The sequence below is a fragment of the Ochrobactrum sp. Marseille-Q0166 genome, assembly GCF_014397025.1.
Lineage (GTDB): Bacteria > Pseudomonadota > Alphaproteobacteria > Rhizobiales > Rhizobiaceae > Brucella.
On the sequence record NZ_JACJUO010000001.1, the window covers coordinates 762434 to 787500 of the forward strand.

The window sequence follows — 25067 nt, forward strand, 5'->3', positions numbered from 1 at the left end:
CTAGAATGGTTTTCGATGCTGGTTTGCAGGTTCTGAGCATAGCGTTACGCATAGTATTTTGACCATGGATTGACCTTTGCCTTCATCTTTTTCCAGTGGACTCTTAAAGCCCTCGATACGTCCGATCGCAGTGATTGTGTCGCTGAGCCTTGTATTGCTGTCCGCTTTGATCACCCTGTTCCTGTCTGCGGGCGTGAATAGCCAGATTGTTGATATTTCCAAGAATTTCGAGCTGCGAGAGCAGGTCGGTAAAGTGACGCGTATTGCATATAATATTGAATTGAGCCGTCGGGGCTATTTGCTGACCTTAGATGACAGCTATCTTGATCTTTATCAGGACTCGATTGTCAATATCGACCGGACGCTGTCTGATCTCGCTGTTTTAACGAAAGACAATCCACAGCAGGACGGACGGCTGAAGACAATAAAAGCACTTACCGAACATGCGCATGAGGACGTGCGGCAGACTATTGAACTTGCCAAGGCAGGAAATGTCCAAGAAGCGATAAAAAAAATGCGCAGCGATGAGGGGAAAATCCTCATGAATCAGCTTGCTGACACTGTAGCGCAATTCATACACACCGAAGAACAGGAACTCACTGCGCGTAACGCACATATAGACGCGATGCGCTATTGGATGACAGCAGCATCGGTGGTGGCGCTCATTTCCGGTGCAATTCTGGCATTCTTGCTCTTTTCCCGCTTTCAAAGGACTGTTCGTATGCTCTTTGAAGGACACTCAGTTCTTTTGTCTCAAAATGAACTGCTTGAGGAGCATGTCCGGGAGCGTACAGCGGAATTGGAACATGAACGCGCTATCGCTGAACGCGAACGCAAGCGTGTCGAAATATTGTTGCAGGATTCTAATCATCGCATCGGGAACTCCCTTGCGACTGTTTCTTCATTGCTTGGGTTACAATTGCGACAAACACGGAGCGAAGAAGCGCGTGCGGCACTTTCCGCGGCACGCGACCGTGTTCAGACGGTCTCGACCGCGCATCGTAGATTGCGTCTTGGCGAAGACATGGAAACGACCCGGGTTGATGAATTTTTGGAAACAGTGATTGAAGATATTCGTCATTCAATAGGTGAAGACCGTAAGATCAGTTTTGAGACGGATCTGGAGCCGCTTGATTTGAAAGCGCGGGACGTGACCACAATAGGTATCATTCTTGGTGAGCTGGTCACAAATGCAATCAAGCACGCGTTTAAAGGACAGGCCGAAGGCATAATATCCGTCAGCTTCAAGCAAGATGCGGATATCGGCATTCCCGTGCTGGTCGTTGAGGATAACGGAATAGGCCTACAGCATGACGATGCCGCAAGCGTCAAAGAGCAGGGCGGCTTGGGAACTCTGGTGGTTGAACAGCTTTGTATGCAGTTTGGTGAAAAGCCCGATTATTCTGTTTGTGAAAATGGATCGGGTACAAAAGTTACCGTGCGCCTTTCGAGGCTTACAGCACATGATGAAGACGATGGCGTCGATACATCGAAATAAATAAGCTCCCGCCATTGTTCAGCGGGAGCTTTTGTTTTTCACCGCTTCTTTTTGTCTGACAGCAGGCTAACCAGCGCTATACCTGCCAGCGGCAAGGCGGCAGCCAAAATGGGTCGCTTGAGAATGGACGGCACCGTCGCAATTGCTGCGGTTGCCACCAAGGCAGACTTGTCAGCCTCGATACGCTGTTTACGCTTTTTTTCTTCCGCAGCTGCCTGAATCTTCATAACAGCCAAGATGAGCAGAGCGATAATCAGTGAAAGGCCTGCAAGAATAAGTGCTGCAATCGGTCCACCATAATTCTCGGCGAGAGCCAGAAAAGCCGCAACGCACAGGAACACCACGGCGATCAGGCCAAAGACTGCAATGACAGCTCCGAAAAGAGCCGCCCGTTTCGCCCGTCCGGTGAGGAGTTTCAACTCATCCCCGGCAAGCGTTGCGACAACTGGTGCTAAAAGCTTCAGCATGACATCATTCAGCGACGTGAGAGCAGGGCGAGCAAATATCCAACGCCCACCGCCGTTGCAAGCGATGCAATCGGTCGTGCGCGCACAGTCTCTGTCAGCTGGGCTTCAACATCCTGTGCTTTGTTTTTCAGATCGCCAACGACATCTTCGCCCTGAATATATGCGCTATTATACGTTTCTTTTGCGGTGCGTTTGGCATCGCGAAGGGTCTGTGAGCCAAGATTGGAGAGGGTAGCTGCAATCGCAGCAATATCTTCCTTGAGCTGCTCAACTTGAGTTTGAAGGTCTTCTGTCGTCGAATCTGTCAGAGCATCTTCGATTTTTTCTTCGATCTTCCGCGTGCTGGTTGTTCCGCGCGCCATGTCAGGCCTCCTGTTCGATTGCTTTTCTTCGATTGGATTGTTTGACCGATATAACGTTTATTGATGCCCAATGGTTGCATGCAAAGCAGCTAATCGGCAACTGAATGTGTTATGAACCGTCTGGCATGGTAAATGCGTGCGGGCGAACTGCTCCCTGAGAGCAGTTCGATCTCAAGCCAAGAGCAGGTAGGCCGCGCCGATTATCGCCACGAGGGCCAACCCATAATGTGAAGGCTTTAACACTCGTTGCGGTGCGGGCAGGGGATCATCATTGCCTGCCATAGCGGTTCGAGCTGCGTTTTCGAGCGTCTGGATATCTTTCAACATCATTGTTGTGCCCTCCACAAGCCTTCTGCAAATCCGTGCAATTCAACGCACTGCCGGTTTGTCTGTTGTGTTCTCATCAGGGCTGATTTGAACGCCTTGTGCAATAGCTATTTGTACCCGGTTTTACTTTGGAGATATCCAAAAATTGGGAAAATGCGGCATTTCATGAAACATGACTTGCATCATCATGTTAATGGGAGTTAAGAAAAGGCCGATCAAGCGCCTCGATGGTCTGCATGGATGATCTGTTAAGTGCGTTTGAACCTGAACAATCAAAAGGCGATCAAAATGACGGGTTTTTGGCGAAAGAGCTTCACTGTTGCGGCGATGGGTGTGGGGCTGTTGGCATTTGTTGGTTCTGCGGCTGCGCAAACAGCGACTGAACCTGCCACAACCAACCCGGCCGCCACAAGCCCAACCCCTGCGCCAGCCGCTCCGGCACCTGTCGCGCCGGCCGCAAGTGAACCTGCTACACCTCCAGCAGGCAATCCTGCGACAGTCGCGCCTGAAAGCCAGAATCCGGTGGCACCGGCTCCCGTTGCTCCTAATGCTGATCAGCCAGCGGCAACAGCACCGGCAGGTGAAGCTGAGGCTCCACAAGTTGCACCTCAGTCTGCACAGCCTGTCACGACTGCCGAAGAAGCCGCAACAGCGCAGCCAGCTTTTGTCCTGCCACACGATCTTTCGCCTTGGGGCATGTTCATGGCTGCCGACTGGGTGGTCAAGTCGGTTATGATCGGACTGGCTGTTGCATCAATTTTAACATGGACAATCTGGGTTGCGAAATCGCTTGAACTTGCTGGCGCACGCAGCCGTGCAAAGCGCGCTTTGAAAGTTATCGGTCATTCCGCAACACTTTCTGAAGCTGTTCGTTCGCTTGATGGTGTGAAAGGTCCGGCTACAATTCTTGTGCGCGCGGCTGACGATGAAGTGCGCCTTTCCGGTCCTGCATTGTCACGTGCTGGTGGTGATGGTCTTAAAGAGCGCGTGTCTTCGCGTCTGTCACGTATTGAAGCGAAAGCGGGACGTCGTCTGTCCAAGGGAACGGGCATCCTGGCAACAATCGGCTCCGTTGCGCCGTTCGTGGGCCTTTTTGGTACCGTTTGGGGGATTATGAATTCGTTTATCGGCATCAGTCAGGCACAGACGACCAATCTTGCAGTTGTCGCTCCGGGTATTGCTGAAGCACTGCTCGCAACAGCTATCGGCCTTGTTGCTGCTATCCCGGCTGTTGTTATCTATAACGTATTCGCACGCTCGATCACTGGCTACCGTTCGCTCCTCGCTGATGCGAGTGCAGGCGTTGAGCGTCTCGTAAGCCGTGATTTCGACTTCAGGACCGCTGGTGTGTCTGAAGGCAAGCTGCACGCTGCGGAGTAAGCAAAATGGCTGGCAAAATTCGCGACGGCGGTGGCGACGATCTCGAGCTCAATCACGAAATCAACGTGACGCCATTCATTGACGTTATGCTGGTTCTGCTGATTATCTTCATGGTTGCGGCACCCTTGGCCACAGTTGATATCAATGTTGATCTTCCTGCATCGACTGCAACACCCGCGCCACGACCAGACAAGCCAATCTATGTGACGCTTAAGGACGATCTGACGATCAGTGTCGGCAACGATACGATTATGCGTGAGGCTCTCGGTGCGAAGCTTGATGGTGTGTCTGAAAACAACAAGGAAGCACGGGTCTTTCTTCGTGCCGACAAAGCTGTCGGCTATGGCGAATTGATGCGCGTGATGAATTTGTTGCGTGAAGCAGGCTATCTCAAGATCGCGTTGGTTGGGCTTGAAACCATTGGCGCAACCGATGGCGCTGCTCCTGCCGGCGATCCGTCACCGGCCACTCAGCCCGCTGCACAGGGAGCCCAGTAATGGACAGGCTTCCGCCCGAACATCCTCCTATTAAGAACGTGGCATCATCTGATAGCCATCATCATTCCTTTTGGCGTGATGCAGGGCGATGGATCGGTGCGGGCGTGATCGTTTTGACTGTCCATGCCGCAGGTGCTTATGCTGTGAGTGTGAGCCAGGACGATGATCAGCCGGATGGTGCGCAAGTCGCCGCGATGGTGATTGAGCTTGCACCTGAGCCAGAAGCGCCGATGGAAGAGCAGGTATCGGAAGCACCGCAGCAAGAGACTGCTGTAGAGCCTGAAGAGCAGGTTGAGCCTGAGCCGGTTCCTGAAGAAATCAAGGAACCCGAACCGGAGCCTGAGCCAGAACCTGCCGAGGTGCCGGAAGAAGTGATCCCGGATGTCGTTGAAGCACCAAAGCCTGAAGTTGCCGTGCCGCTTCCCGTCAAAAAGCCGGAACCAAAGATCGAGAAGCCAAAGGTTGAAAAACCCAAGGTCGAGAAGCCGAAGCCGGTGAAGAAGGTTGAAAAGCCGAAGCCTAAGAAGGCTGAAAAGGCTGTGGAAACCCGTGAAGCCAGCGCACCGCGCATGGATGTTGATTCAGGTGCCAAGCCCGTTGCCAACCGCCGTGGCGACAACAATGCCTCAGCTGGTGTCAGCTCGAACAAGTGGCAGTCGAAGCTTTACGCTCATTTACTGCGTCGCACACGATCTTTGCAGCGTCAGGCTGGACGAGGTGTTAAGGGGACTGCACAGGTTGCGTTCGTGGTTGATCCATCCGGTAATATTCTGTCTGTGAGGCTGGCAAGCTCATCGGGCAATCCGGTGGTTGATGAACTTGCAGTACAAGCCACGCGTAATTCATCACCGGTGCCAGCGCCGCCTGCAGCAATTGCCAAGCCACGCATGCCCATTACGGTGCCAATCCAGTTTAAGTAAGTAGATCGCTTTTACCTATCACTTCGGGAAGGGTTTGATAGTATTATTATCGCTTATTTGGACCGCCAAACACTTCTGGATGCTCTTTAGAGTACCGATTAACACCTAAATGGTGTCTCAATGAAGTTGGTTGGCGGTCCAAAAATGCAGGATTTGCGAGTATTTAATCCAACAGCAAATCGAACACATTGCATCGTGATGAAATCATTTGCATCGTTTGATGTGCTCCGGCCCTTATTTCAGGGTTTTTGTGATAAGCATCATTATGAGCTGCCCAATAAGCTGCATGTTCTGATGCAGTACATCCGCGTAATTGTCCTTCCGCTTGGCATGCGAACGTGGATAAAAAAGTAACTGCCGCAGCGGATAATATCGTAAATAATTTCATTACAATTTTCTCCTCATAATCGAATGAAAACACATCACAGAAGGATAGTTTACCAATTCCATTCAGCGGTTTCTGCTAAATATTCCATCTGGATTAATGCGTAGACTGAAATATTAATAATTCCTGTCGCGCTGCTGCTGTTGTAGAGCTGCGGTGCTAAATAGGCTGCATTGAGAAGTTATCGTTTGCATTTGTTGCCGTGCTGCTTCAGCAATCTCGGGGTCTGAATTTGTTGAAGCTTTATAAGCAAGCCAATATGCCTGCTGCTCGTTCGGGCTGCATGAGCGCAAAGACTTGCCAGCCTGCGATGGAAGTGTGCTGAGGACTGTCGCAACCGCTGCAGATAATATCGTAGCTAACTTCACTATAAATTCCCTCACTAATTGTCGTGCGTGACAATTAGTGAGGCTATATCTTTTTTTATGTTATGAAATTCCTAATTATTTATAGGCACTTAGTGGGTATTTATTAGAGAATACTACTCTGACGAAAGTGCCACGGCCGGTAATAGCCGTGAAGCCTTGCGGGCTGGCAGGAAACCAAACACAAGCCCGGTTGCGAAGGCGCAGGTGAATGCAAGCATTACGGGACCGGCACTGAAGGCAACCGATATTCCCGCAAGCGATATGAGCATTGCTGCACCAATGCCCAATATGACACCGAATGCGCCGCCAATCGCGGAAACGGTCAGAGCTTCGGTGATGAATTGGAGGAGAATGTCGCGTCGGCGTGCGCCTGTCGCCATGCGGACACCGATCTCGCGTGTACGCTCGGTTACGCTGACGAGCATGATGTTCATCACACCGATTCCGCCGACCAGCAGCGAAATAGCCGCAACCGATCCCAGAAACAGCGTCAGGGTTGAACCCATGGCTGCTGCGTCATCACGAATAGACGACATATTGGTGATCATCGTGTCGCGTTGCTTATGGCGGTGATCAAGGAGCTCTTGAATCTGGTCCTGTGTAGTATCGATCAGATCAGCATCCTTGACCTGGACGGTGATCGTGCGAACATATTTTTGACCAAAAAGCCGCAGATTCCCCGTTGAGAGTGGAACAATCACGACGTCATCCTGATCGGAACCGCCGAAACCCGCACCCTTTGATTCCAAGGTGCCGATAACCTGAAACGGTATTTTCTGGATGAGAATATATTGCCCTATTGGATTGCTGCCATCCGGGAACAGGGTTTTTGCGACCGTTTGCCCGATTACCGCTACAGGGGCATAGCTATCTATATCGTGCTGGGTAATAAAATCGCCGCTATCAATCTTCCATGATTTAGCAGTGGTGAAAGCTGGCACCGTGCCATTGGCTTGTGATTGATAATCAACATTGCCGCGTCTCAACGTAACACTGCCGGTCACTTCCGGAACGGCAGTTCGTATGTTGGGCAATTGAAGAATGGCATCTGCATCCTCAGGAACCAGTGTCGCTATTGAACCAGAACCGCGAAAGCCGGGCATAGAAGGTCGAATCAGCACCAAGTCGGTACCCATTGCGTTGATACGGTCCAGAATAGAGTTCTGTGCGCCTGTGCCAATCGCCAGCATTGTCACAACTGAACTTACGCCGATGATGATACCGAGCAAGGTCAGGATTGTACGGAAAATATTGGCACGCAACGCGCGCATAGCCATTTTAACGGCTTCAGAAATATCGGCGATATGTGCACCGCCACTCTGGGTGATTTGCTGAAGGTTTTTGGGTGCGTCCTGGTCTGGTATTTCGCGCTTTGTCGTATCCGACAGTATCTGGCCATCGCGAATTTCGATCAGCCGATCGGCGCGTTCCGCCACTTCGCGTGCGTGGGTAATGACAATGATCGTATGGCCTTGCTCATGCATGGAGCGCAGCAGTGCCATGACGTCTTCGCCGCTTTGGCTGTCGAGAGCGCCGGTTGGTTCGTCTGCCAAGATGATACGTCCGCCATTCATCAGTGCGCGGGCGATGGACACGCGCTGCTGCTGGCCGCCGGAAAGCTGGTTGGGACGATGGTCAAGACGATCGCCCAGTTTGAGCGTATCGAGAAGCGCTGCTGCCCGTTCATGACGCTCAGTGGCCGGCATGCCTGCATAGATGGCGGGGACTTCCACATTCTCAAGCGCGGTCGATGTAGCAATTAGATTGTAGCTCTGGAAGACGAACCCGAACGTGCGTCGGCGTAGCGCTGCAAGCTCATCAGCATCAAGTGCCGATACATCTTCGCCATCCAGGAGATATTCACCACCGCTGGGGCTATCGAGGCAGCCCAATATGTTCATCAACGTCGATTTACCCGACCCGGATGCTCCTTTGATCGCAACAAATTCACCGGCATGGATATCGAGCGTTATCCCGTGCAGAACTTCAACCGCGAGATCGCCGTTGTGATAAGTCTTGCGAATATCCTGCAATCGGATGAGGGGGGCTTCGTTCATAGCTTGGCTCATCAGAAAAACATGCCGCCGGGTCTGCGGCCGCGTTGGCTGGATCCTGCGGTAGCCGATGCAGACGTGACAACCACCTTGTCGCCTTCTTCGAGACCGCTTTTCACCTCTGCCTGGACGCGGTTGCGAACGCCAACATCGACGACGCGTTCTGTGGTTGCTCCGTTTTTATCCACGACCTGCACTGTCGTCTGCGGTTTGCCGCTATTGTCCGTTTTTGTATTCAACGCTGCTACCGGAACGGTGAGGACATTCTCGGCATTCGCGAGAACGAAATAGACCTGTGCACTCATGTTGATCATGAGTTCGCCAGTTGGGTTAGGAACGTCGAATAGTGCGTAATAGAGCACGACGTTGTTGTCAGTCTGCGGTGTCGGCTTGATCTGGCGCAGCGTACCAGCGAAGCGCTTGTCTGGTTGACCAAGAAGCGTGAAATAAACCGGCATGCCGGGCTTCAGCTTGCTGATGTCGGCTTCCGAAACCTGCGCTTCGACAGTCATAACTTTGAGATCAGCAACCGTGACCACCGTTGGTGCGCTCTGAACCGCGTTGAGCGTTTCGCCTTCTTTGGTAGTTTGGTCCACCACTGTGCCGACCATCGGGCTATATATTTTGGTATAGCCAAGATCAACTTTGTCGCTGGCAAGCTGGGCTTCCTGCTGGCGAACTTGTGCGCTTAACGCTTTTACATCGGCTTCGGCCATTGCGAGATCAGCATCCGCCTGATCTATCGTTGATTGCGATACGGCACGAGTTGCGAGCAGCGAGCGCTGGCGCGTGGCATTCGATTTCTTGAGATTTAATTGTGCTTGCTTGTTTAAAAGCTGCGCTCTCAGATTATCAAGCTGTGCGCTGGCAATTTCTAACTTTTTCTCAAAAGGAGAGGGATCAATTTCTGCAATCAGGTCGCCCTGCTTGACCTCATCGCCGATCTCCACCTTGACGCTTTTCAGCTGCCCTGAAACCTGTGCACCAACATTAATACTGCGTAGTGCACTCAATGTGCCGACTGCTGTTATTGAATCTTCAATGTTGCCGCGCTGAACTGTTTCAGCGAGGTAGGTGTTTTTCTGGCTACCAGCGTCCTTGTTGTTCAGAAGATACCATCCCGCACCCAAAGCGACAGCAACAACAGCCAGGCCGATCCACAAACGATTGCGTTTACGCGTGAGAGTATTCTTCCGATTTGCGGCAAGTGAACCAGTGGACTTAAGCACCCGATAACCCCTGAGAAATCATTTTTACAAAAAATAGTGTTAGGCGGATATCTATGCGTCCGCAGTCAGGAATTCATCTAAATTATTTGTCATGCGCCCAATAGTCCAACTATGGAGACCGTTAAGTCGTTGTTTTATGCAACCTTTATATATTTTATCTAATATATAAGTGCGAAAGAAAAGCCGGGCTGGGCCCGGCTTTCTGTATGAAGTGAGATCAATTAAAGCGCGTTTCGATCGGGTCAGATGGCGCTCCAAATAATTTGTTTTAACGCTTATCCCGAAAATTGCTCCACACTTTTCAAGATGCGCTCTAATCAGGCTGTTCCGGTCGAACCGAAGCCGCCAGCGCCGCGCGCTGTTTCGCTGACCTGTGAGCGCTCTTCGATCTTCGGCTGGATAACCGGCGCGAAGACGGCCTGCGCAATGCGCATACCGCGTTCTATACGGAAATCTTCATCACCGAGATTGACCAGAAGCACTTTCACTTCGCCTCGATAATCGGAATCGATTGTACCAGGTGTGTTGAGGCAGGTGATGCCGTTTTTGAAGGCGAGGCCCGAACGGGGGCGAATCTGCACTTCATAGCCTTCCGGGATTTCAAAGATAAGACCAGTTGGAACCAGAGTGCGGCGACCCGGCAGAAGCACGATCTGGCGGTCTTCGGCAACGGCAGCGCGAAGATCCATGCCGGCAGAACCGGATGTTTCATAAGCGGGGAGTTCGAGGCCTTCCGCATGTTCAAGGCGAATGATGCCGAGCGTTGGTGCTGTCATGAGGGGGCCTTTCCTACGTGAAGTTAAATTGGCGACGCTCATACGTGAAAACACATAAAAGGTGTACCGCCTATTTTCAGTTTTGCAATGATAGTGCGGCACAGGATCATGCTTTTCCACGATGAGCCCCCTGCACAGGCGTTTTAATTCCGTTCAAGCGGCACGGAAGTGGTTTCCTTGATCTCTTCCATGACGAAGGAAGCCGAAACATCGGACAAGGGAACGCTGGCAATCAGGCGCTGATAGAGCCTGTCATAGGCCTTGACGTCAGAAACACGCGCTTTGAGCACATAGTCAAGATCGCCCGTCATGCGATAGACGCTAACGATTTCGGGAAAACGCTCCATGGCGCTGCGGAATTTGCCAAGCCAATCAGGGTCGTGGCTTGATGTGCGTACCAGAATGAAGACGGATAGACCGCAGCCGGCCATTTCGGCGTCAATCAGAGCGACGCGCGCCTTGATAATCCCTTCGTCTTCCATGCGCTTGACCCGTCGCCAGCAGGCATTGCGGGAAAGATGCACGCGCTCAGAGAGAGAATCAACGGACAGAGTGCCGTCAATTTGCAGTTCATCCAAGATTTTTCGATCAATTTCATCGATAGATGGTTTCATGATGGGATGATTGTCCCAAAAAATCGTATTTATCAAGGATAAATTGAGATTTCATCTCGTCTGCTTTTGCTAAAATGATTTTCTAGAAAGGTGCAATTTGCACCGTAAAACGGGAACAAACTACTCATTGACGGGAGTATTTCCAATGACCACACGGATTACGCGTCTGTTTACCGAACATCCAGAGTCAGTTGACGAAACTTATTTTCAACACATGGCCTTTGCCGGTCGTTTTTCATTCAAGCTTTTTTGTGCAGCCTTTGCAGCACTCATCCATGCAATTTTGCCATTTTTGTTCGAGAAGACTGCGAGCACAATTGTTCGCCAGCTTTATGAGCGGACTCATAACCGGGGCCGGTAAACACCGGATCGAAAATGTGTCGTTGGGCCGCCTATCTCGGACCTGAAACCTATCTGGAAGACATCATATCGTCTCCCTGCCATTCGCTTGTGGCGCAAAGCCACGATGCGCATGAGGCGAAAACACGTACCAATGGCGATGGCTTTGGCGTTGCCTGGTATGGCAATCGAAGAGAGCCGGGGCTTTATCGGGATATTCTGCCCGCCTGGTCAGATCAGAATCTACACAGTCTTGCGCGGCAGATCCGGTCGCGCCTTTTTCTTGCGCATGTCCGCGCCTCTACCGGCGGGCTGACAAGCCGCTCCAACTGCCATCCGTTTGTTTCTGGGCGCTGGAGTTTCATGCATAATGGACAGATAGGTGATTTTGATCGCCTGCGGCGCAGACTTGAAAGCCACTTAAGCGATGAGATCTATGTTCAGAAGCATGGCGCAACAGATTCCGAGCTGATCTTCCTGCTATTGCTGGAATTTGGCCTCGAAAGCGATCCGGTTCTCGCCATGAAGCGCATGGTAGGGACAATCGTGGAAGAGGCTGTGCGCGCCGGGGTGCCACCATTCCTGCGGCTGACGGCAGCTTTCTCCGATGGCAATCAACTTTATGCAATCCGTTATGCCACCGATGCCTTTGCACCGACGCTTTATACGGCGACGCTCGGCAGTGCTTCCGGTATCTGTGTTGTATCCGAGCCGCTTGACGGCGAGGCTGCCAACTGGATGGCTGTGCCGGCAAACAGTTTTGTCACTGTTTCCCGGCAGGGCCGCATTGCCATTGATGAGTTTTCAGGCCCGGTTTCCCTGCCTCGGGATATGGTTGCGCTCTAACCAGTTGTTTTAACGCCTATCTCAGCCGAAAACCGTTTCACCCGTTTCGGGATGCGCTTTAAGCGCTACCAATCAATATGCCTGCGGCCAGAACAAGTGCGCCGCCGAAGACAACCTGAAGGGCTGCGCGGAAGAACGGCGTTTCCATATAGCGATTCTGGATGAAGGCGATGGCCCATAGTTCGAAGAAAACCAGAATCGCTGCGATGCTTGTCGCTGTCCAGAAATCCTTGATAAGATAGGGCAAGGTGTGGCCAAGGCCACCGAGCGTCGTCATCACGCCACAGGAAATGCCGCGCTTGATCGGTGAACCGCGGCCGGAAAGCTTGCCATCATCATGGACGGCTTCCGTGAAACCCATTGAAATACCTGCACCGACCGAGGCTGAAAGGCCGACGAGGAATGTCTGCCATGTATCTTGGGTAGCAAAAGCTGCTGCGAAGATTGGCGCGAGGGTGGAAACAGAACCATCCATCAATCCGGCCAACCCCGGTTGCACATAGGTTAGGATAAACTGTTTGCGCTCCAGCGCACGTTCCTCGTCCTGTACGGTGTTGGGCGTTAATTCATTTTCCAGCGACTCTGCTTTTGCCTCGTGCTTCTTTTCCTGTTGTGCGAGATCACCCAGAAGTTTGCGGGTCTGTGCATCTGTTACGCGTTTCGCGGCCTCAATGTAAAAGCGATAAGCCTGCTCTTCCATTTGCGCTGCCGCATCACGCACCTTGTCAATGCCAAGCGGGCGTACCAGCCAGTCCGGCTTGCGCTCAAAATAGCCGCTGACATGTTCGCGACGAATAAGCGGAATGCGGTCACCGAAGCGCGCACGGTGCCGCTCAATCAACGCATCGCGGTGTTCATGCTCTTCCGCCGCCATTTGCTCAAAGATTTTCGCCGATTGTGGAAACTCGTCTCGCAGTCCATCCGCATAGGCGAGATAGATGCGGGCATCGTCTTCCTCGGACGAAATTGCGAGCGCTAAAATCTCCTGTTCGGAGAGTGAATCAAAGGGGCGACGACCATTGTTGAAGAACCGGCTGAGCATTTCTTAAATCCAATTTTAGAATAGTTCTAAAATAATTTTTGCTGGCTGAAAGTCAAGCCTTGCAGCGAAGTCACAATTGGAGCATTAAACCGAAGCTCAATAACAGGGCTTCACATCTGAGCGTGTCGCGCTTAATCGCACCATAACGCTCGCTCTAAGTTTTTTAATTGCCGCATGTTCGCGGATGCTGGATGAAGCCATTTAGCTGCGACATGCTTTGGGATACCCGATCAGAAGAGAACGAATCGATGGCATCGACAAACTCCCCCACAAGCACCAATCCCCGGCCGCTAAACCGGCAGGATTTCCGAACCCTTGGCCTTTCGGCATTGGGCGGCGCACTGGAGTTTTATGATTTCATCATCTTCGTATTTTTTGCGAGTGTTATCGGGCATCTTTTTTTTCCGCCTGACATGCCGGACTGGCTGGTGCTGATCCAGACTTTTGGGATTTTTGCAGCCGGTTATCTGGTGCGTCCTATTGGCGGCATCGTGCTTGCGCATTTTGGCGACAAGTTTGGCCGCAAGCGCGTCTTCGCTTTCTCGGTGTTTCTGATGTCCATCTCGACATTAGCCATGGCCTGCCTGCCCACCTACGCAACGCTTGGTGTTGGTGCGCCGATCCTGCTGATCATCTTCCGCATGCTGCAGGGCGCAGCCATCGGAGGTGAAGTTCCGGGGGCATGGACCTTTGTGGCGGAGCATGTTCCCGCCAATCGTGTTGGCATGGCATGTGGTTTCCTCTGCTCGGGCCTCACTCTCGGTATTATGATCGGCTCGTTGATCGCGACCGCCATCAACTGGATTTTCACGCCGGAAGAACTTGCTGCTTACGCATGGCGCATACCATTTTTCATTGGTGGTATTTTCGGGCTGTTGGCCGTTTATCTGCGTCGCTGGCTGGCTGAGACGCCGATCTTCACCGAGATGAAGAACAGCCATCTTCTTAAGGACAAGCTGCCGCTCGGTACAGTACTGCGCAACCACATGCATGGTGTTATCATTTCCGTGCTGCTGACCTGGATTCTGTCAGCTGGCATTGTTGTTACCACATTGATGACAGCAACATTCCTGCAGAAGCTTTATCACTACACGCCTTTGCAGTCGCTTGCCGCCACAAGCTTCGGCACGCTGTTTCTGATGTTCGGCACGGTGAGCGCAGGCGCGATTGTCGATCGCATTGGCAGTGGGCGCTTCTTCGCAGTTGCAGGTATTTTCTTCGGTGTTGCGACTTTCGTTTTCTACACCTATGCGTCGGTTTCCCTGCCTGTTCTGTTTGGACTCTATGCGGTGATGGGCCTTTCGGTGGGCATGGTTGGTGCAGTCCCTTATGTGATGGTGCGCGCATTCCCGGCACCCGTTCGCTTCTCGGGCCTATCGTTTTCCTACAATGTTTCCTATGCGGTCTTTGGCGGCCTTACGCCGGTGATCGTAACGTCGCTTTTGGCGGTCAACCCTATGGCGCATGCCTGGTATCTGGTATTTATCGCGGTTCTGACCTCTGTGCTTGGTCTCTACCTTATCGCCCGCAGCGATCAGGTCGAAGGCGAGATTGGTCTCACTGATCTGTCAGATGGGGCTGCTGTTCCACAGGCAAACTAATAAAAAGGGCCGCGAAAGCGGCCTTTTTCTTGATCAGAGTATCTTCTGCATGAAAGTCAGGTCGAGCCAGCGTCCGAATTTCTGGCCAACTTGTTTCAAGGTGCCGCAATCTGCAAAACCCTGTGATTTGTGTAGCGCGATGGATGCGGCATTGCCTGCTTCAATAGCTGCAACCAGCACATGGACTTTACGTTCGCGTGCTTCTTCCACAAGTTCCGCCAGAAGTGCGCGTCCGATACCGCCACCGCGCGCGTCGCTTGCCACATAGACAGAGAGTTCCGATGAGTGGCGGAAACCTTCAAACGGGCGGAACGGGCCATAACTCGCATAGCCGACGACCTGTTCCTCGCGTTCGGCCACCAGAACCGGAAAGCCGTCTCGGTTGCGGGATTTAAGCCATTCGCGACGGTTTTCCAGATCGACGAGTGTTTCGTTCCAGATGGCAAGCGTGTTTTCGACTGCATCATTGTAGATGGCAAGCAGAGCAGGGAGGTCAGCTTCGTTGGCAAAGCGAATGGTGAGGGACATTTCAGAGGCCTTTATAGAAAAGTGTAGTCGCGCAGGGGCTTCCGTCGGGATAAAGCGCATAATTTGGGATAACGCCCACCCGCTCCCATCCGAGATGGGTGTAAATTGCTTCTGCCGGACTGCCGGTTGCGGTGTCCAGACAGAGAAGTGTCTTGTGTCGGTTACGTGCTTCTTCTTCAACGGCTTCCATCAGCTTGCGCGCAAGGCCAAGGCCCCGCGCCTTACGATGGATCAGCAGTTTTTTAAGATCGGCGCGATGCGGCTGATTGGGCATCTGTGCGAGACCAAGCTGAACCGTACCGACGATTTCGCCGTTATGTTCGGCAACCAGAAGGGCCGTGTCTCCGCTTTCGACTTCGTTGGTGATACGATTCCAGTAGGGGATGAAATCATGCGCTTTGGATGGTGCCATAAAACCAACCGATGCGCCGCTATTGACGCAGTCTGTCAGGATTTCGGCAAGTGCCGGGACGGCAGCTTTGGCTTCTTCGAAATTGAGAAGGCTGATCATGTGTGTTGCTTTCAAAGGCTGCTGCGGCGTTCGAGCACGATTATATAACGTGCGTTCGAGTTGCCGGGATTATGAAAGGTGATGCCTTCAGCAAGCGGCATATAAAGACAGTCGCCGGTATGAAGATGATAGGGGATTGCTCCAACGGTGATTTCCATCTGCCCACTCAGGAGCCACAAATGCTGTGTGATGCCTGCATTGGCCGCTTGCGGTGCGAAGGTCACTCTGGCGCCTGCGGGAAATTCGACTTCGATCATGTCGATATTTGACCCCGTAGCTGGTGGTGAAACAGACCGCCGGATATAGCCCGTATCCGGATCACGCCAAACTGGTTGGCGATCATGCGTGAGCAAGGGAGAGGCTGGGGCTTCAGCATCGGCAAAGAAGGCTGAGAGCGATGTGCCGAGCGCTGCACAAATGCGCGCCAGAAGCTGAGCGGTCGGGCTGGTTTCGCCGCGCTCGATCCGCGAGATCATGGCGCGGCTGACACCTGACGTGTCACCAAGCGCATCCAGCGTCATGCCTTGCGCAAGGCGCAGGCGGCGCAAATTTTCGCCAATGGCGTTGTCGAGCTGCTTATTATCATTTTCCATTATGTTAGAATTAATATCTATTATAATGGAGTCAAGTGATTTCGAAAACAAAAACGGCGGGATTTCTCCCGCCGCTTTGCGTCTGTCGCGTAATCCAGATTAGCCTTGAGCTTTAAGTTCAAGTCTGCGGCGATGCAGAACTGGCTCGGTGTAGCCATTCGGCTGTTCGCGACCCTTGAAAACCAGATCGCAAGCGGCTTGGAAGGCAATCGACTTGTCGAAGTCCGGGGCCATGGGTCGATAAAGCGGATCGCCTTCATTCTGCTTGTCCACGACGGCTGCCATACGCTTCAGGGTTTCCATTACCTGCGTTTCTGATACCACGCCATGATAGAGCCAGTTGGCGATGTGCTGGGCCGAGATACGCAGCGTGGCACGATCTTCCATCAGGCCGACATTGTTGATGTCCGGCACTTTCGAGCAGCCAACGCCCTGATCAACCCAGCGCACGACATAGCCCAGAATCCCTTGCGCATTGTTGTCGATTTCGTGCTGGATGTCTTCCGGCGTCCAGTTTGGACGGGTGGCGACCGGCACAGATAGAATATCGTCGAGCTTGGCGCGCGGGCGGCTCTTCAGCTTTTCCTGAACGGCTGCCACATCAATCTGATGATAATGCGTTGCGTGGAGCGTTGCGGCGGTTGGCGATGGCACCCAGGCGGTGTTCGCACCAGCCTTCGGATGGGCGATTTTCTGTTCCAGCATCGCAGCCATCAGGTCCGGCATGGCCCACATGCCCTTGCCGATCTGCGCGTGGCCGGAAAGGCCGCATTCAAGACCGATATCGACATTCCACTGTTCATAAGCGCCGATCCAGGCGGCTTGCTTCATGTCGCCCTTGCGGATCATCGGTCCAGCTTCCATCGAGGTATGGATTTCATCGCCAGTGCGGTCAAGGAAGCCGGTATTGATGAAAACGACGCGTTCCTTTGCGGCGCGGATCGCTTCCTTGAGGTTAACCGTGGTGCGGCGTTCCTCATCCATGATACCGATTTTCAGCGTGTTCGGCTTCATGCCAAGCAGTTCTTCGGTGCGGGTGAAGATTTCATTGGCGAATGCCACTTCTTCCGGCCCGTGCATCTTTGGCTTGACGATATAGACCGAGCCTTCGCGTGAATTCAGATGGCGACCGTTCGGGCCAATATCATGCAGTGCAATCAGGCTGGTGAAGGCGGCATCCATGATGCCTTCCGGCACTTCATGGCCGTCGGCATCAATGATTGCCGGATTGGTCATCAGATGGCCGACATTGCGCACCAGCATCAGCGAACGGCCCTTGAGGGTAAGGTCGGAACCTTCAGGCGTTTTATAGCTGCGGTCACCATTGAGGCGGCGCGTCATCTGCTTGCCGTTCTTTTCGAACGTGTCTTCAAGCTTGCCATTCATCAGGCCGAGCCAGTTGCGATAAACCGCAACCTTGTCTTCCGCATCGACGGCTGCAATCGAATCTTCGCAATCCTGAATGGTGCTGATAGCTGATTCCAGAACCATGTCTGCGATATGCGCCGGGTCAGTCTTGCCGATCGGGCTGTTCGCATTGATCACGATATCGACATGCATGTTGTTCTTGGCCAGCAGCACATTGGTCGGTGCCGCCGCATCGCCATTATAGCCCTTGAACTGGCTGCCGTCCTTCAAGGCGGTGCTCGAACCATTGGCAAGAGTTACAGCGAGTTTGCCGTCGGTAACGGAAAGGCCTGTGACGTCGGCCCACTTGCCGGCATTGAGCGGTGCGCTTTCATCGAGGAAATTCTTGGCCCATGCGATGACTTTTTCGCCGCGCTTCGGGTTGTAGCCTTTGCCTTTTTCAGCGCCACCATCTTCAGAAATAGCATCGGTGCCGTAAAGCGCATCATAGAGCGAACCCCAGCGTGCATTGGCAGCATTGAGCGCATAGCGGGCATTCATGACCGGAACGACAAGCTGCGGTCCTGCAATATGCATGATTTCCGGATCGACATTGGCGGTTGAGACCTTGAACTCTCCGCCTTCAGGCAGGAGATAGCCGATATCTTTCAGGAATTGCTGATAATCAGCCTGCGAATAGCCTTTGTCGCGATTGTCCTTGTACCAGGCATCAATCTTGGCCTGCAGGTCGTCGCGCTTTTTGAGGAGGGCGCGATTCTTCGGAGCGAGATCGCGGATGATGGCAGCGAAGCCCTTCCAGAAGGCTTCTGGTTCAATGCCAGTGCCGGGTGCGGCTTCGCTTTCCAGAAACTCCAACAGTTCAGGGGCAACGCGCAAGCCTTCTATCTCAACGTAGTTACCGGCTTTCTGAGAAACCATGGCTCTGCCTCCTTCAAAATAAACAAAATCACCGCCAGCACTCTCCAGTGCCAGCTATCATGCTGTCTTTGAACCGCTTTAGTGCGCTTTCGTCAATCAGCGCACGGGCACATCATCTGTGACGCTGCGGCGAAAATGGTTTTTATAGCGATAATCTTGCGCGGATATCGTCCGGCGTAAAGCCCTGTTCGCGCAAGCTGCTGAGTGCTGTATCCTTGCGGCTTTTGGATAGTTTCAAACCATCGTCGCCCAGCACCAGATCGTGATGATGATAAAGCGGTTCCGGCAGGCCCAGAAGCTTTTGCAGAAGCCGATGCACGGATGTTGCATGAAAAAGATCGCGTCCGCGGACAATATGGGTGATGCCTTGCAGCGCATCATCCACCACGACGGAAAGATGATAGCTGGTGGGGGTGTCCTTGCGGGCGATCACCACGTCGCCCCATTGCGCGGGATCGGCGTTCACGCGACCGGTTTCGCCATTCGGGCCGTGGCCGCTTTCGTTCCAGAAAAGCGCTTCGCCAGCCACTTCCAGCGCCCTCTCCATATTGAGCCGCCACGCATAGGGCGCACCGGAGACGATGCGCTCCATCTGCTCTTTTTCGCTCAAGTTTCGTTCGCCCTGCGGATAAAGCGGTGTACCGTCAGGATCGGCATGCCATTCCCGGCCTTTGGCATGTGCTTCGCCGATGATCTCGCGCACCTCGGTGCGGCTGAGAAAGGCGGGATAGACGAGCCTCTGGTCGGCAAGCTTGGTCAGTGCATTGCGATATTCGCCGAAATGCTCTGACTGGCGGCGTACCGGCTGTTCCCATTCAAGGCCGAGCCAGTGGAGATCATCATAGATGCCCTGTTCGAGTTGAGGCGTGCATCGGGCGGTATCGATGTCTTCCATGCGAAGCAGAAAGCGTCCGTCGCTTGTCCGTGCCATGCTTGCATTGAGAAGTGCTGAATAGGCGTGGCCAAGATGCAATTGTCCATTGGGGCTTGGAGCGAAGCGGAAAACAGATTTTGTCATGTTTATGTCAGTTGATTGTCATTTGACGGTATTGGTACTTTGCGCGCGTGTGAAAAGAAAGGCCTGACGATGCGGCGGATCGATACATTGGACGATATTGAAGCCGGGCTTGAAGCGTTGGGTTTCGCCGACGCACGGTTGCTCGATATCCGCAGCCGTTCTCATGCTGTGCCACTTCGCAGGTCTGAGCCGGGCTTTGAAAGTCTAGCCTCGATTATCGTTGCACAACAGGTTTCGACGGCCAGTGCGAACGCAATATGGGCGCGGTTCAAGCAGGTGATCGATCCGATGACACCGGAGGCTTATATTGCAGGCGGGGAAGAGGCATGGCGTTTTGCGGGGCTTTCACGACCAAAACAGAGAACGCTGTTTGCTTTGAGTGAAGCTTTGGCAGAAGAGGCAATCGACCTGCATGGGCTATGCGATCTGCCGGCCGAAGAAGCGATCAAGACGCTGACCGCTATCAAGGGCATCGGCCCATGGACGGCTGAAGTCTATCTGCTGTTCGCCGCTGGTCATCCTGATGTGTTTCCGGCTGGGGATGTGGCGCTGCAAACGGCTGTTGGTCATGCTTTTGCGCATGAAACGAGACCCGATGCCGCCGCTCTTCGATTGCTTGCCGAAGGCTGGGCGCCATGGCGCGGCGTGGCGGCGCGGTTGTTCTGGGCATATTATGCTGCCATCAAGGGAAGGGAGGCTGCCCCCCTTCTGTAAATCTTGCGTGTTTCCGGGGACATACATGCGTTTCTGCTTCACAATGCTGTCACGTCGGGATTACATTATTTGCATCAGGTGAATGACGGTATTTCGATTCGCAGAAACTTGATCTCCTGCCTATTGCGATGCCGCTTTCACAAAGTTGGAGCGTTGTAGGTTGTGCCCATAACGGGCGCAGGGCGCTTCGATGAAAAGCGCAATTCCGCATGGAAAGCCATTCGCACTTTTCCTTTTGGAGTTGCTCTGAAGGAGGTGTGCCCTTGAATGTAGCCGTCTCTCCCCGAACTGTTTCGAGCAGTGGTTTGCCTGCTCTGGTTCTCAATGCGGATTATCGACCGCTCAGCTATTATCCTTTGTCGCTCTGGTCCTGGCAGGATGCGATCAAGGCAGTCTTTCTCGAACGTGTGCATATCGTGGCCGAATACGATCAGGTCGTATCCTCGCCATCCTTTTCCATGCGTTTGCCAAGCGTGATCTGTCTGAAGGATTATGTGAAGCCACCACGCTATCCGGCATTTACGCGCTTCAATCTGTTTCTGCGTGATCGTTTTGAATGTCAGTATTGCGGTTCACCACATGATCTGACCTTTGATCACGTCACCCCGCGTTGTCATGGCGGCGAGACGACGTGGGAAAATGTGGTTGCCGCGTGCTCCCCTTGCAATCTGCGCAAAGGCGGCTTGATGCCGGCAAGCGCGCATATGTGGCCGCGTCAGAAGCCAGCGCAGCCAACGGTGCAGGATCTACACAAAAATGGCCGCCTCTTTCCCCCCAACCATCTTCATGAAAGTTGGCTCGATTTTCTGTACTGGGATGTCGAACTGGAGCCTTAACTTCTCAGAATTCGCTGTTACTTCCCACCTTTTGCAAAAGCGCCGTAGTAGCCAATCGCTGCAAAGAGCAGGCTTGCGACGACGTTCCATCCGGCAAATGACAGGCCGAGGAAGAAGCCCGGAGCGCTGTCACATGCGGGCGGGCGGGTCGCGTTGAGATCGCTGAGCAGATTGCCTGCATCGAGTGTGATCTTCATGGTGGCCGCACTGCAATCAGCCGGACCCGGCCAGTATTTGAGTTCGACACCGGTATGATAGATGGCAAGCGCAAGTCCAAAGGTCATCAGCAGTGCGCCGATCAGGATGAGACCTCGTGTGAGAACCGGAGGCCATTTCAATCCGTAGGAAACCCAGGCCACAGCCAAAACCGGAACGCCAAAATAATAAGGCGTGCGCTCCTCAAGGCAAAGTTTGCAAGGCATAAATCCAGCCAGATGCTCAAAGCCTAGAGCCGTTCCAACAGTTGCGGCAAGCCCAACCGTCATGATGCCTGCGGTCCAGGCCTGTTTTTTGCCGACCGGTTTGTTAAGTGCGAATGCCATCTGAAATTTCCTGAGCCTTATTGGCGTTATTCATAGTCGAAAATATTGCTTCGTCTCCAAGCAATTAAATTTGACCGGCTTGAGGCAAAATCAGGCGTGAAGATACTTAACTGCAAAAAACAGTGCAATGAGTGCTACGGCGACAAGGCCAGCCAGCATGCCGAGACGTTTTTCAATAAAGTGGCGTATCGGTTCTCCATAGCGCTTCAATAGCCATGCAAGGAAGAAGAAGCGTGCGCCGCGCGCAAAAATGGCCGACGCGATGAACAGCCAGATATTGATGCCCGCAGCACCAGACAAAATAGTGACAATCTTGATCGGTGGCAGATGTGCGAGGCCCGATGTGATAAGCATCAGCAGAATCATGTCGGCGCTGGTCGTTCCGCGCATTTGCTCGAATGTGTCGAGTTTGCCATACATTTCGAGTACTGGTTTTGCGACCTGCTCATAGGCATGATAGCCGAGAAACCAGCCAGCTATGCCGCCAAGAACCGAAAAGATGGTTGCAACGAGTGCATAGCGGTAGGCCCGTTCCGGGCGGGCCAGTGCCATTGGAAGAAAGAGCACATCAGCTGGTACGAGAAACACTGAGCTTTCTACAAAAGCGATGAAAGCGAGCCAATATTCGGCGGACTTTCGGGCAGCAAGCGATATCGTCCAATCATAGAGTCGGCGCAGCATGAAGTTTTCCGAATTTTTTGTGGGCAAACACCCAAGGGTTGTCGGCGTCGTCTATAAATAAAAAAAGTGGCACGAACAATGCGTGCCACCTTTTAAAGTCGCTAAGCGTAATTTCAGCGCTTATAGGCGCTGCAGATGTACTTGGTTTCCAGATATTCCTCGATGCCATATTTCGAGCCTTCGCGACCGAGGCCAGACTGCTTCACGCCACCGAAGGGTGCAACTTCGTTGGAGATCAGGCCGGTATTGTGTCCGACCATGCCGTATTCCAGGCCTTCGCTGACGCGGATCGCGCGGCTGAAGTTCTCCGTATAGAAGTAAGCAGCCAGACCGAAGATCGTGTCGTTGGCAGCAGCGATCACTTCTTCTTCGGTGTCGAAGGCAAAGAGTGGAGCAAGCGGGCCAAAGGTTTCTTCCTTGGCAACAAGCATATCCGAGGTAACGCCGGTCAGAATGCCCGGTTCAAAGAACAGGCCACCCAGTTCCTTGCCGCCAGAGATGAGCTTGGCACCTTTTGAAACCGCATCTTCAATATGCGCTTTGACCTTGGTGATGGCTTTTTCTTCGATCATCGGGCCGATGACGACGCCCGGCTCGGTGCCGTTGCCGACTTTCAGTTCTTTCACTTTCAGTGCCAGCTTTTCTGCAAACTTGTCGTAAACGCCGCGCTGAACATAGATGCGGTTGGCGCAAACACAGGTCTGACCGGCATTGCGATATTTGGAAAGCATAGCGCCGTCCACAGCGGCATCAATGTCTGCATCGTCGAACACGATGAAAGGTGCATTGCCGCCAAGCTCAAGCGAGATACGCTTGATGGTCGGGGCGCACTGCGCCATCAGCAGGCGACCAACTTCGGTCGAGCCGGTGAAGGAAAGCTTGCGGACAATGTCATTGCTGGTGAGCTCGGCGCCGATCTCGCGGGCTTTGCCGGTCACAATCTGCAGAACGCCTGCAGGAATGCCAGCCTTTTCAGCCAGAACACCGAGCGCAAGCGCGGTGAGCGGGGTGAGATCGGCAGGGCGGACAATCATCGTGCAGCCAGCAGCCAGTGCTGGCGCTGCCTTTCGCGTGATCATTGCCGCCGGGAAGTTCCATGGCGTGATTGCAGCGGTCACACCGACGGGCTGTCGGATGACGGTCAAACGCTGGCCGGGCTGTGTTGCCGGAATGGTGTCTCCATAGACTCGCTTGGCTTCTTCTGCGAACCATTCAATGAAAGATGCAGCATAAAGAACTTCACCGCGCGCCTCGGTGAGTGGTTTGCCCTGTTCCGATGTCATGATAAGGGCAATGTCGTCTGCATTGGCGACGATCAGATCAAACCATTTGCGCAGAATTCCGGCGCGTTCTTTGGCGGTCTTCGCAGCCCATGCCGGAAATGCCTTGTTCGAAGCGTTGATTGCCTCTTTAATAGTATCAACAGAGAGGGAAGGAACGGTGCCAATGACAGAACCATCTGCCGGATTGGTTACGTCAATGGTCTTGCCGTCTGCAGCGTCTATCCAGTTTCCATCCACAAGGCATTGCGATTTAAGCAATGAGGGGTCTTTTAAAGCGAGCATATCTGATATTCCATCCCGATGTTGCGTCAGACGGTCGTTCATTATATTGAACGACATACGATATACTGAATAAATCAGCCGGCGGCGCTAAAGTCAATTCGTCTGTCGATTGGTCAAAGAGGGCATATGGACAAAACCGTACTCGATGAAGAAAGTTCCTTGAAGCTGGTTCCGGCGGTGGTCAGGGCGACGCAGATTCTTGATTGCGTCGCGCAGAGCCGGCAAGGGATCAAACTTTCTGATCTCGTTCGCCAGACCAGCCTGCCTAAAAGCAGTGTTCACGGTCTTTGTCAGACTCTCACACACTTAAAGTTATTGAAGCTTAATAGCGATGGAAGCTTTACAATGGGGCCGCAGTCAGTTCGCTGGGCCAATGTCTTTCTGGCAAGCAGCGATATTGTGGATGCATTTCATGAGGCGGTGGCAGAAGCGGAAGAGCTTGGCGCTTATACATTGACGCTTTCCCACCTTGAAGGTCCAGAAGTCATCTATCTGTCCTGCCGCAACTCGTCGGCACCACTTGGTATAACGTTCCGTATTGGTATGCGCGTACCAGCTGTCTTTACTGCGACGGGCAAGGCGATGTTAGCGGCCATGTCTGAGCAGGAACTGGCTCGACACCTTCCTTCTGAGTGGCCGAAGCCTATTACGCCTTCAAGCGTTTTATCTTTTGAGCAGCTTGGATCTGAAATAGCGGACGTAAAGAAGAGGGGCTATTCGATTGATGACGGCCAGTTGCGAGAGGGGATGTTTTGTATTGGAGCATCGATCTGTGATCGATCAAATCATCCTACGGCTGGGATTGCGTTATCGATGATGGCAGCGGAGGCGCGGCCGGAGATACTCGAGACGATGGGTGCACGGGTGCGTGCATTGGCGGATAATGTTGCGGAGCGGATGGGGTGGTTGAGCGCGCCTTCGTGCTGATTGGTATTATATAGAGAGTTGAGCTGGGTGAGGGCGCGTTGAGCGCCCTTTGCGTTTTTGGTTGGAATCGATCTGGTTTGGGTGCTTAATGTTTGGTAAAGTTTGCTGTTATTTTCTGTTGAAAGAAACTTTGTATTTTTTTGTGAAAGTTCGTTGACAGT

The 25067-nt window shown here is 52.9% G+C and carries 27 protein-coding genes; 10 read left to right on the forward strand and 17 right to left on the reverse strand.

Translation table 11 applies throughout. The features are described from left to right. Window positions 1-76 precede the first annotated feature (76 nt). Window positions 77-1498, forward strand: a complete 1422-nt coding sequence (locus tag H5024_RS03610) for a CHASE3 domain-containing protein (protein ID WP_187544064.1) — start codon at window positions 77-79, stop codon at window positions 1496-1498. A 38-nt stretch (window positions 1499-1536) separates the two neighbouring features. Here the strand turns inward: H5024_RS03610 and H5024_RS03615 are convergent, their stop codons facing one another. From H5024_RS03615 to H5024_RS03625, 3 genes are all read right to left on the reverse strand, one after another. Continuing rightward, entirely contained in the window at window positions 1537-1965 is a 429-nt protein-coding gene (locus H5024_RS03615; RefSeq protein WP_187544065.1) for a phage holin family protein, read from the reverse strand. 8 nt (window positions 1966-1973) lie between these two features. After that, on the reverse strand, window positions 1974-2327 hold the full coding sequence (locus tag H5024_RS03620; protein WP_187544066.1) for a DUF883 family protein: 354 nt from the start codon (window positions 2325-2327) through the stop codon (window positions 1974-1976). 171 nt (window positions 2328-2498) lie between these two features. Beyond that, on the reverse strand, window positions 2499-2657 hold the full coding sequence (locus H5024_RS03625) for a hypothetical protein (RefSeq protein ID WP_187544067.1): 159 nt from the start codon (window positions 2655-2657) through the stop codon (window positions 2499-2501). 285 nt (window positions 2658-2942) lie between these two features. Between H5024_RS03625 and exbB the strand changes: the two genes are divergently transcribed. From exbB to H5024_RS03640, 3 genes are read left to right on the forward strand one after another with little or no spacing between them, the layout of a single operon-like run. Next, window positions 2943-4034, forward strand: coding sequence for a tonB-system energizer ExbB (gene exbB / locus H5024_RS03630; protein WP_247875206.1), 1092 nt, complete (start codon window positions 2943-2945; stop codon window positions 4032-4034). A gap of 5 nt (window positions 4035-4039) precedes the next feature. Continuing rightward, entirely contained in the window at window positions 4040-4531 is a 492-nt protein-coding gene (gene exbD / locus H5024_RS03635; protein WP_187544068.1) for a TonB system transport protein ExbD, read from the forward strand. After that, window positions 4531-5451, forward strand: a complete 921-nt coding sequence (locus tag H5024_RS03640) for a TonB family protein (RefSeq protein WP_187544069.1) — start codon at window positions 4531-4533, stop codon at window positions 5449-5451. The genes exbD and H5024_RS03640 overlap by 1 nt, the downstream gene beginning before the upstream one ends. 163 nt (window positions 5452-5614) lie before the next feature. On the opposite strand, the gene H5024_RS03645 is transcribed toward H5024_RS03640, so the two are convergent. The 5 genes from H5024_RS03645 to H5024_RS03665 all read right to left on the reverse strand — a co-directional run bounded on the left by H5024_RS03645 (window position 5615) and on the right by H5024_RS03665 (window position 10877). After that, on the reverse strand, window positions 5615-5839 hold the full coding sequence (locus H5024_RS03645; RefSeq protein WP_187544070.1) for a hypothetical protein: 225 nt from the start codon (window positions 5837-5839) through the stop codon (window positions 5615-5617). A gap of 478 nt (window positions 5840-6317) precedes the next feature. Continuing rightward, window positions 6318-8261 carry a MacB family efflux pump subunit gene (locus tag H5024_RS03650; protein WP_187544071.1) on the reverse strand — a complete coding sequence of 648 codons (1944 nt, stop codon included), beginning with the start codon at window positions 8259-8261 and terminating at the stop codon, window positions 6318-6320. Between the two features lie 11 nt (window positions 8262-8272). Further along, on the reverse strand, window positions 8273-9487 hold the full coding sequence (locus tag H5024_RS03655) for an efflux RND transporter periplasmic adaptor subunit (RefSeq protein ID WP_348770675.1): 1215 nt from the start codon (window positions 9485-9487) through the stop codon (window positions 8273-8275). A gap of 317 nt (window positions 9488-9804) precedes the next feature. Continuing rightward, window positions 9805-10263, reverse strand: a complete 459-nt coding sequence (gene dut / locus H5024_RS03660) for a dUTP diphosphatase (RefSeq protein WP_187544072.1) — start codon at window positions 10261-10263, stop codon at window positions 9805-9807. A 143-nt stretch (window positions 10264-10406) separates the two neighbouring features. Beyond that, window positions 10407-10877 carry an Lrp/AsnC family transcriptional regulator gene (locus H5024_RS03665; RefSeq protein ID WP_187544073.1) on the reverse strand — a complete coding sequence of 157 codons (471 nt, stop codon included), beginning with the start codon at window positions 10875-10877 and terminating at the stop codon, window positions 10407-10409. 145 nt (window positions 10878-11022) lie between these two features. Between H5024_RS03665 and H5024_RS03670 the strand changes: the two genes are divergently transcribed. Continuing rightward, window positions 11023-11238 (forward strand): DUF6356 family protein, encoded by a 216-nt coding sequence (locus tag H5024_RS03670; protein WP_064321024.1) that lies wholly within the window; start codon window positions 11023-11025, stop codon window positions 11236-11238. Window positions 11239-11252: 14 nt separating this feature from the next. Next, entirely contained in the window at window positions 11253-12062 is an 810-nt protein-coding gene (locus H5024_RS03675; RefSeq protein WP_187544074.1) for a class II glutamine amidotransferase, read from the forward strand. Window positions 12063-12120: 58 nt separating this feature from the next. On the opposite strand, the gene mbfA is transcribed toward H5024_RS03675, so the two are convergent. Then, entirely contained in the window at window positions 12121-13104 is a 984-nt protein-coding gene (gene mbfA, locus H5024_RS03680; protein WP_187544075.1) for an iron exporter MbfA, read from the reverse strand. A gap of 248 nt (window positions 13105-13352) precedes the next feature. Here mbfA and H5024_RS03685 point away from each other — a divergent pair, with 248 nt between their 5' ends. Continuing rightward, window positions 13353-14705: an MFS transporter gene (locus H5024_RS03685; RefSeq protein ID WP_187544076.1), complete on the forward strand. Its 1353-nt coding sequence runs from the start codon at window positions 13353-13355 to the stop codon at window positions 14703-14705. A 33-nt stretch (window positions 14706-14738) separates the two neighbouring features. Here H5024_RS03685 and H5024_RS03690 read toward each other — a convergent pair whose 3' ends face one another. The 5 genes from H5024_RS03690 to gluQRS all read right to left on the reverse strand — a co-directional run bounded on the left by H5024_RS03690 (window position 14739) and on the right by gluQRS (window position 19641). Then, window positions 14739-15233 (reverse strand): GNAT family N-acetyltransferase, encoded by a 495-nt coding sequence (locus tag H5024_RS03690; RefSeq protein WP_187544077.1) that lies wholly within the window; start codon window positions 15231-15233, stop codon window positions 14739-14741. Window position 15234: 1 nt separating this feature from the next. Continuing rightward, window positions 15235-15744, reverse strand: coding sequence for a GNAT family N-acetyltransferase (locus H5024_RS03695; RefSeq protein WP_187544078.1), 510 nt, complete (start codon window positions 15742-15744; stop codon window positions 15235-15237). Between the two features lie 11 nt (window positions 15745-15755). Continuing rightward, entirely contained in the window at window positions 15756-16337 is a 582-nt protein-coding gene (locus H5024_RS03700; protein WP_187544079.1) for an XRE family transcriptional regulator, read from the reverse strand. A 99-nt stretch (window positions 16338-16436) separates the two neighbouring features. Then, complete coding sequence (locus tag H5024_RS03705; protein ID WP_187544080.1) at window positions 16437-18623, reverse strand: malate synthase G; 2187 nt, start codon at window positions 18621-18623, stop codon at window positions 16437-16439. A gap of 142 nt (window positions 18624-18765) precedes the next feature. Next, window positions 18766-19641 (reverse strand): tRNA glutamyl-Q(34) synthetase GluQRS, encoded by an 876-nt coding sequence (gene gluQRS, locus H5024_RS03710; protein ID WP_187544081.1) that lies wholly within the window; start codon window positions 19639-19641, stop codon window positions 18766-18768. A gap of 69 nt (window positions 19642-19710) precedes the next feature. Between gluQRS and H5024_RS03715 the strand changes: the two genes are divergently transcribed. Together H5024_RS03715 and H5024_RS03720 are read left to right on the forward strand one after the other, a co-directional pair. Continuing rightward, window positions 19711-20355, forward strand: coding sequence for a DNA-3-methyladenine glycosylase (locus H5024_RS03715; RefSeq protein WP_187544082.1), 645 nt, complete (start codon window positions 19711-19713; stop codon window positions 20353-20355). A 263-nt stretch (window positions 20356-20618) separates the two neighbouring features. Next, a complete protein-coding gene (locus H5024_RS03720) occupies window positions 20619-21191 on the forward strand; it encodes an HNH endonuclease (protein WP_187544083.1) in 573 nt (190 codons plus the stop codon). A gap of 17 nt (window positions 21192-21208) precedes the next feature. Here the strand turns inward: H5024_RS03720 and H5024_RS03725 are convergent, their stop codons facing one another. The 3 genes from H5024_RS03725 to H5024_RS03735 all read right to left on the reverse strand — a co-directional run bounded on the left by H5024_RS03725 (window position 21209) and on the right by H5024_RS03735 (window position 23979). Then, complete coding sequence (locus H5024_RS03725) at window positions 21209-21733, reverse strand: disulfide bond formation protein B (protein ID WP_187544084.1); 525 nt, start codon at window positions 21731-21733, stop codon at window positions 21209-21211. A 90-nt stretch (window positions 21734-21823) separates the two neighbouring features. After that, a complete protein-coding gene (locus H5024_RS03730; protein ID WP_187544085.1) occupies window positions 21824-22414 on the reverse strand; it encodes a YqaA family protein in 591 nt (196 codons plus the stop codon). Between the two features lie 113 nt (window positions 22415-22527). Further along, window positions 22528-23979: an NAD-dependent succinate-semialdehyde dehydrogenase gene (locus tag H5024_RS03735; protein WP_187544086.1), complete on the reverse strand. Its 1452-nt coding sequence runs from the start codon at window positions 23977-23979 to the stop codon at window positions 22528-22530. A gap of 126 nt (window positions 23980-24105) precedes the next feature. Between H5024_RS03735 and H5024_RS03740 the strand changes: the two genes are divergently transcribed. Continuing rightward, window positions 24106-24906, forward strand: coding sequence for an IclR family transcriptional regulator (locus tag H5024_RS03740; RefSeq protein ID WP_187544087.1), 801 nt, complete (start codon window positions 24106-24108; stop codon window positions 24904-24906). Window positions 24907-25067: the final 161 nt, after the last annotated feature.

What these genes read in the sequence shown, in the direction of transcription:
- H5024_RS03735 (WP_187544086.1), bottom strand. Translation starts at nt 23,979, where the DNA reads ATGCTCGCTTTAAAAGACCCCTCATTGCTTAAATCGCAATGCCTTGTG.
- H5024_RS03670 (WP_064321024.1), top strand. Translation starts at nt 11,023, where the DNA reads ATGACCACACGGATTACGCGTCTGTTTACCGAACATCCAGAGTCAGTT.
- dut (WP_187544072.1), bottom strand. Translation starts at nt 10,263, where the DNA reads ATGACAGCACCAACGCTCGGCATCATTCGCCTTGAACATGCGGAAGGC.
- H5024_RS03640 (WP_187544069.1), top strand. Translation starts at nt 4,531, where the DNA reads ATGGACAGGCTTCCGCCCGAACATCCTCCTATTAAGAACGTGGCATCA.
- H5024_RS03725 (WP_187544084.1), bottom strand. Translation starts at nt 21,733, where the DNA reads ATGGCATTCGCACTTAACAAACCGGTCGGCAAAAAACAGGCCTGGACC.
- H5024_RS03615 (WP_187544065.1), bottom strand. Translation starts at nt 1,965, where the DNA reads ATGCTGAAGCTTTTAGCACCAGTTGTCGCAACGCTTGCCGGGGATGAG.
- H5024_RS03620 (WP_187544066.1), bottom strand. Translation starts at nt 2,327, where the DNA reads ATGGCGCGCGGAACAACCAGCACGCGGAAGATCGAAGAAAAAATCGAA.
- exbB (WP_247875206.1), top strand. Translation starts at nt 2,943, where the DNA reads ATGACGGGTTTTTGGCGAAAGAGCTTCACTGTTGCGGCGATGGGTGTG.
- H5024_RS03740 (WP_187544087.1), top strand. Translation starts at nt 24,106, where the DNA reads ATGGACAAAACCGTACTCGATGAAGAAAGTTCCTTGAAGCTGGTTCCG.
- H5024_RS03715 (WP_187544082.1), top strand. Translation starts at nt 19,711, where the DNA reads ATGCGGCGGATCGATACATTGGACGATATTGAAGCCGGGCTTGAAGCG.
- H5024_RS03665 (WP_187544073.1), bottom strand. Translation starts at nt 10,877, where the DNA reads ATGAAACCATCTATCGATGAAATTGATCGAAAAATCTTGGATGAACTG.
- H5024_RS03625 (WP_187544067.1), bottom strand. Translation starts at nt 2,657, where the DNA reads ATGATGTTGAAAGATATCCAGACGCTCGAAAACGCAGCTCGAACCGCT.
- exbD (WP_187544068.1), top strand. Translation starts at nt 4,040, where the DNA reads ATGGCTGGCAAAATTCGCGACGGCGGTGGCGACGATCTCGAGCTCAAT.
- H5024_RS03675 (WP_187544074.1), top strand. Translation starts at nt 11,253, where the DNA reads ATGTGTCGTTGGGCCGCCTATCTCGGACCTGAAACCTATCTGGAAGAC.
- H5024_RS03645 (WP_187544070.1), bottom strand. Translation starts at nt 5,839, where the DNA reads ATGAAATTATTTACGATATTATCCGCTGCGGCAGTTACTTTTTTATCC.
- gluQRS (WP_187544081.1), bottom strand. Translation starts at nt 19,641, where the DNA reads ATGACAAAATCTGTTTTCCGCTTCGCTCCAAGCCCCAATGGACAATTG.
- H5024_RS03685 (WP_187544076.1), top strand. Translation starts at nt 13,353, where the DNA reads ATGGCATCGACAAACTCCCCCACAAGCACCAATCCCCGGCCGCTAAAC.
- H5024_RS03705 (WP_187544080.1), bottom strand. Translation starts at nt 18,623, where the DNA reads ATGGTTTCTCAGAAAGCCGGTAACTACGTTGAGATAGAAGGCTTGCGC.
- H5024_RS03700 (WP_187544079.1), bottom strand. Translation starts at nt 16,337, where the DNA reads ATGGAAAATGATAATAAGCAGCTCGACAACGCCATTGGCGAAAATTTG.
- H5024_RS03690 (WP_187544077.1), bottom strand. Translation starts at nt 15,233, where the DNA reads ATGTCCCTCACCATTCGCTTTGCCAACGAAGCTGACCTCCCTGCTCTG.
- H5024_RS03730 (WP_187544085.1), bottom strand. Translation starts at nt 22,414, where the DNA reads ATGCTGCGCCGACTCTATGATTGGACGATATCGCTTGCTGCCCGAAAG.
- mbfA (WP_187544075.1), bottom strand. Translation starts at nt 13,104, where the DNA reads ATGCTCAGCCGGTTCTTCAACAATGGTCGTCGCCCCTTTGATTCACTC.
- H5024_RS03695 (WP_187544078.1), bottom strand. Translation starts at nt 15,744, where the DNA reads ATGATCAGCCTTCTCAATTTCGAAGAAGCCAAAGCTGCCGTCCCGGCA.
- H5024_RS03650 (WP_187544071.1), bottom strand. Translation starts at nt 8,261, where the DNA reads ATGAACGAAGCCCCCCTCATCCGATTGCAGGATATTCGCAAGACTTAT.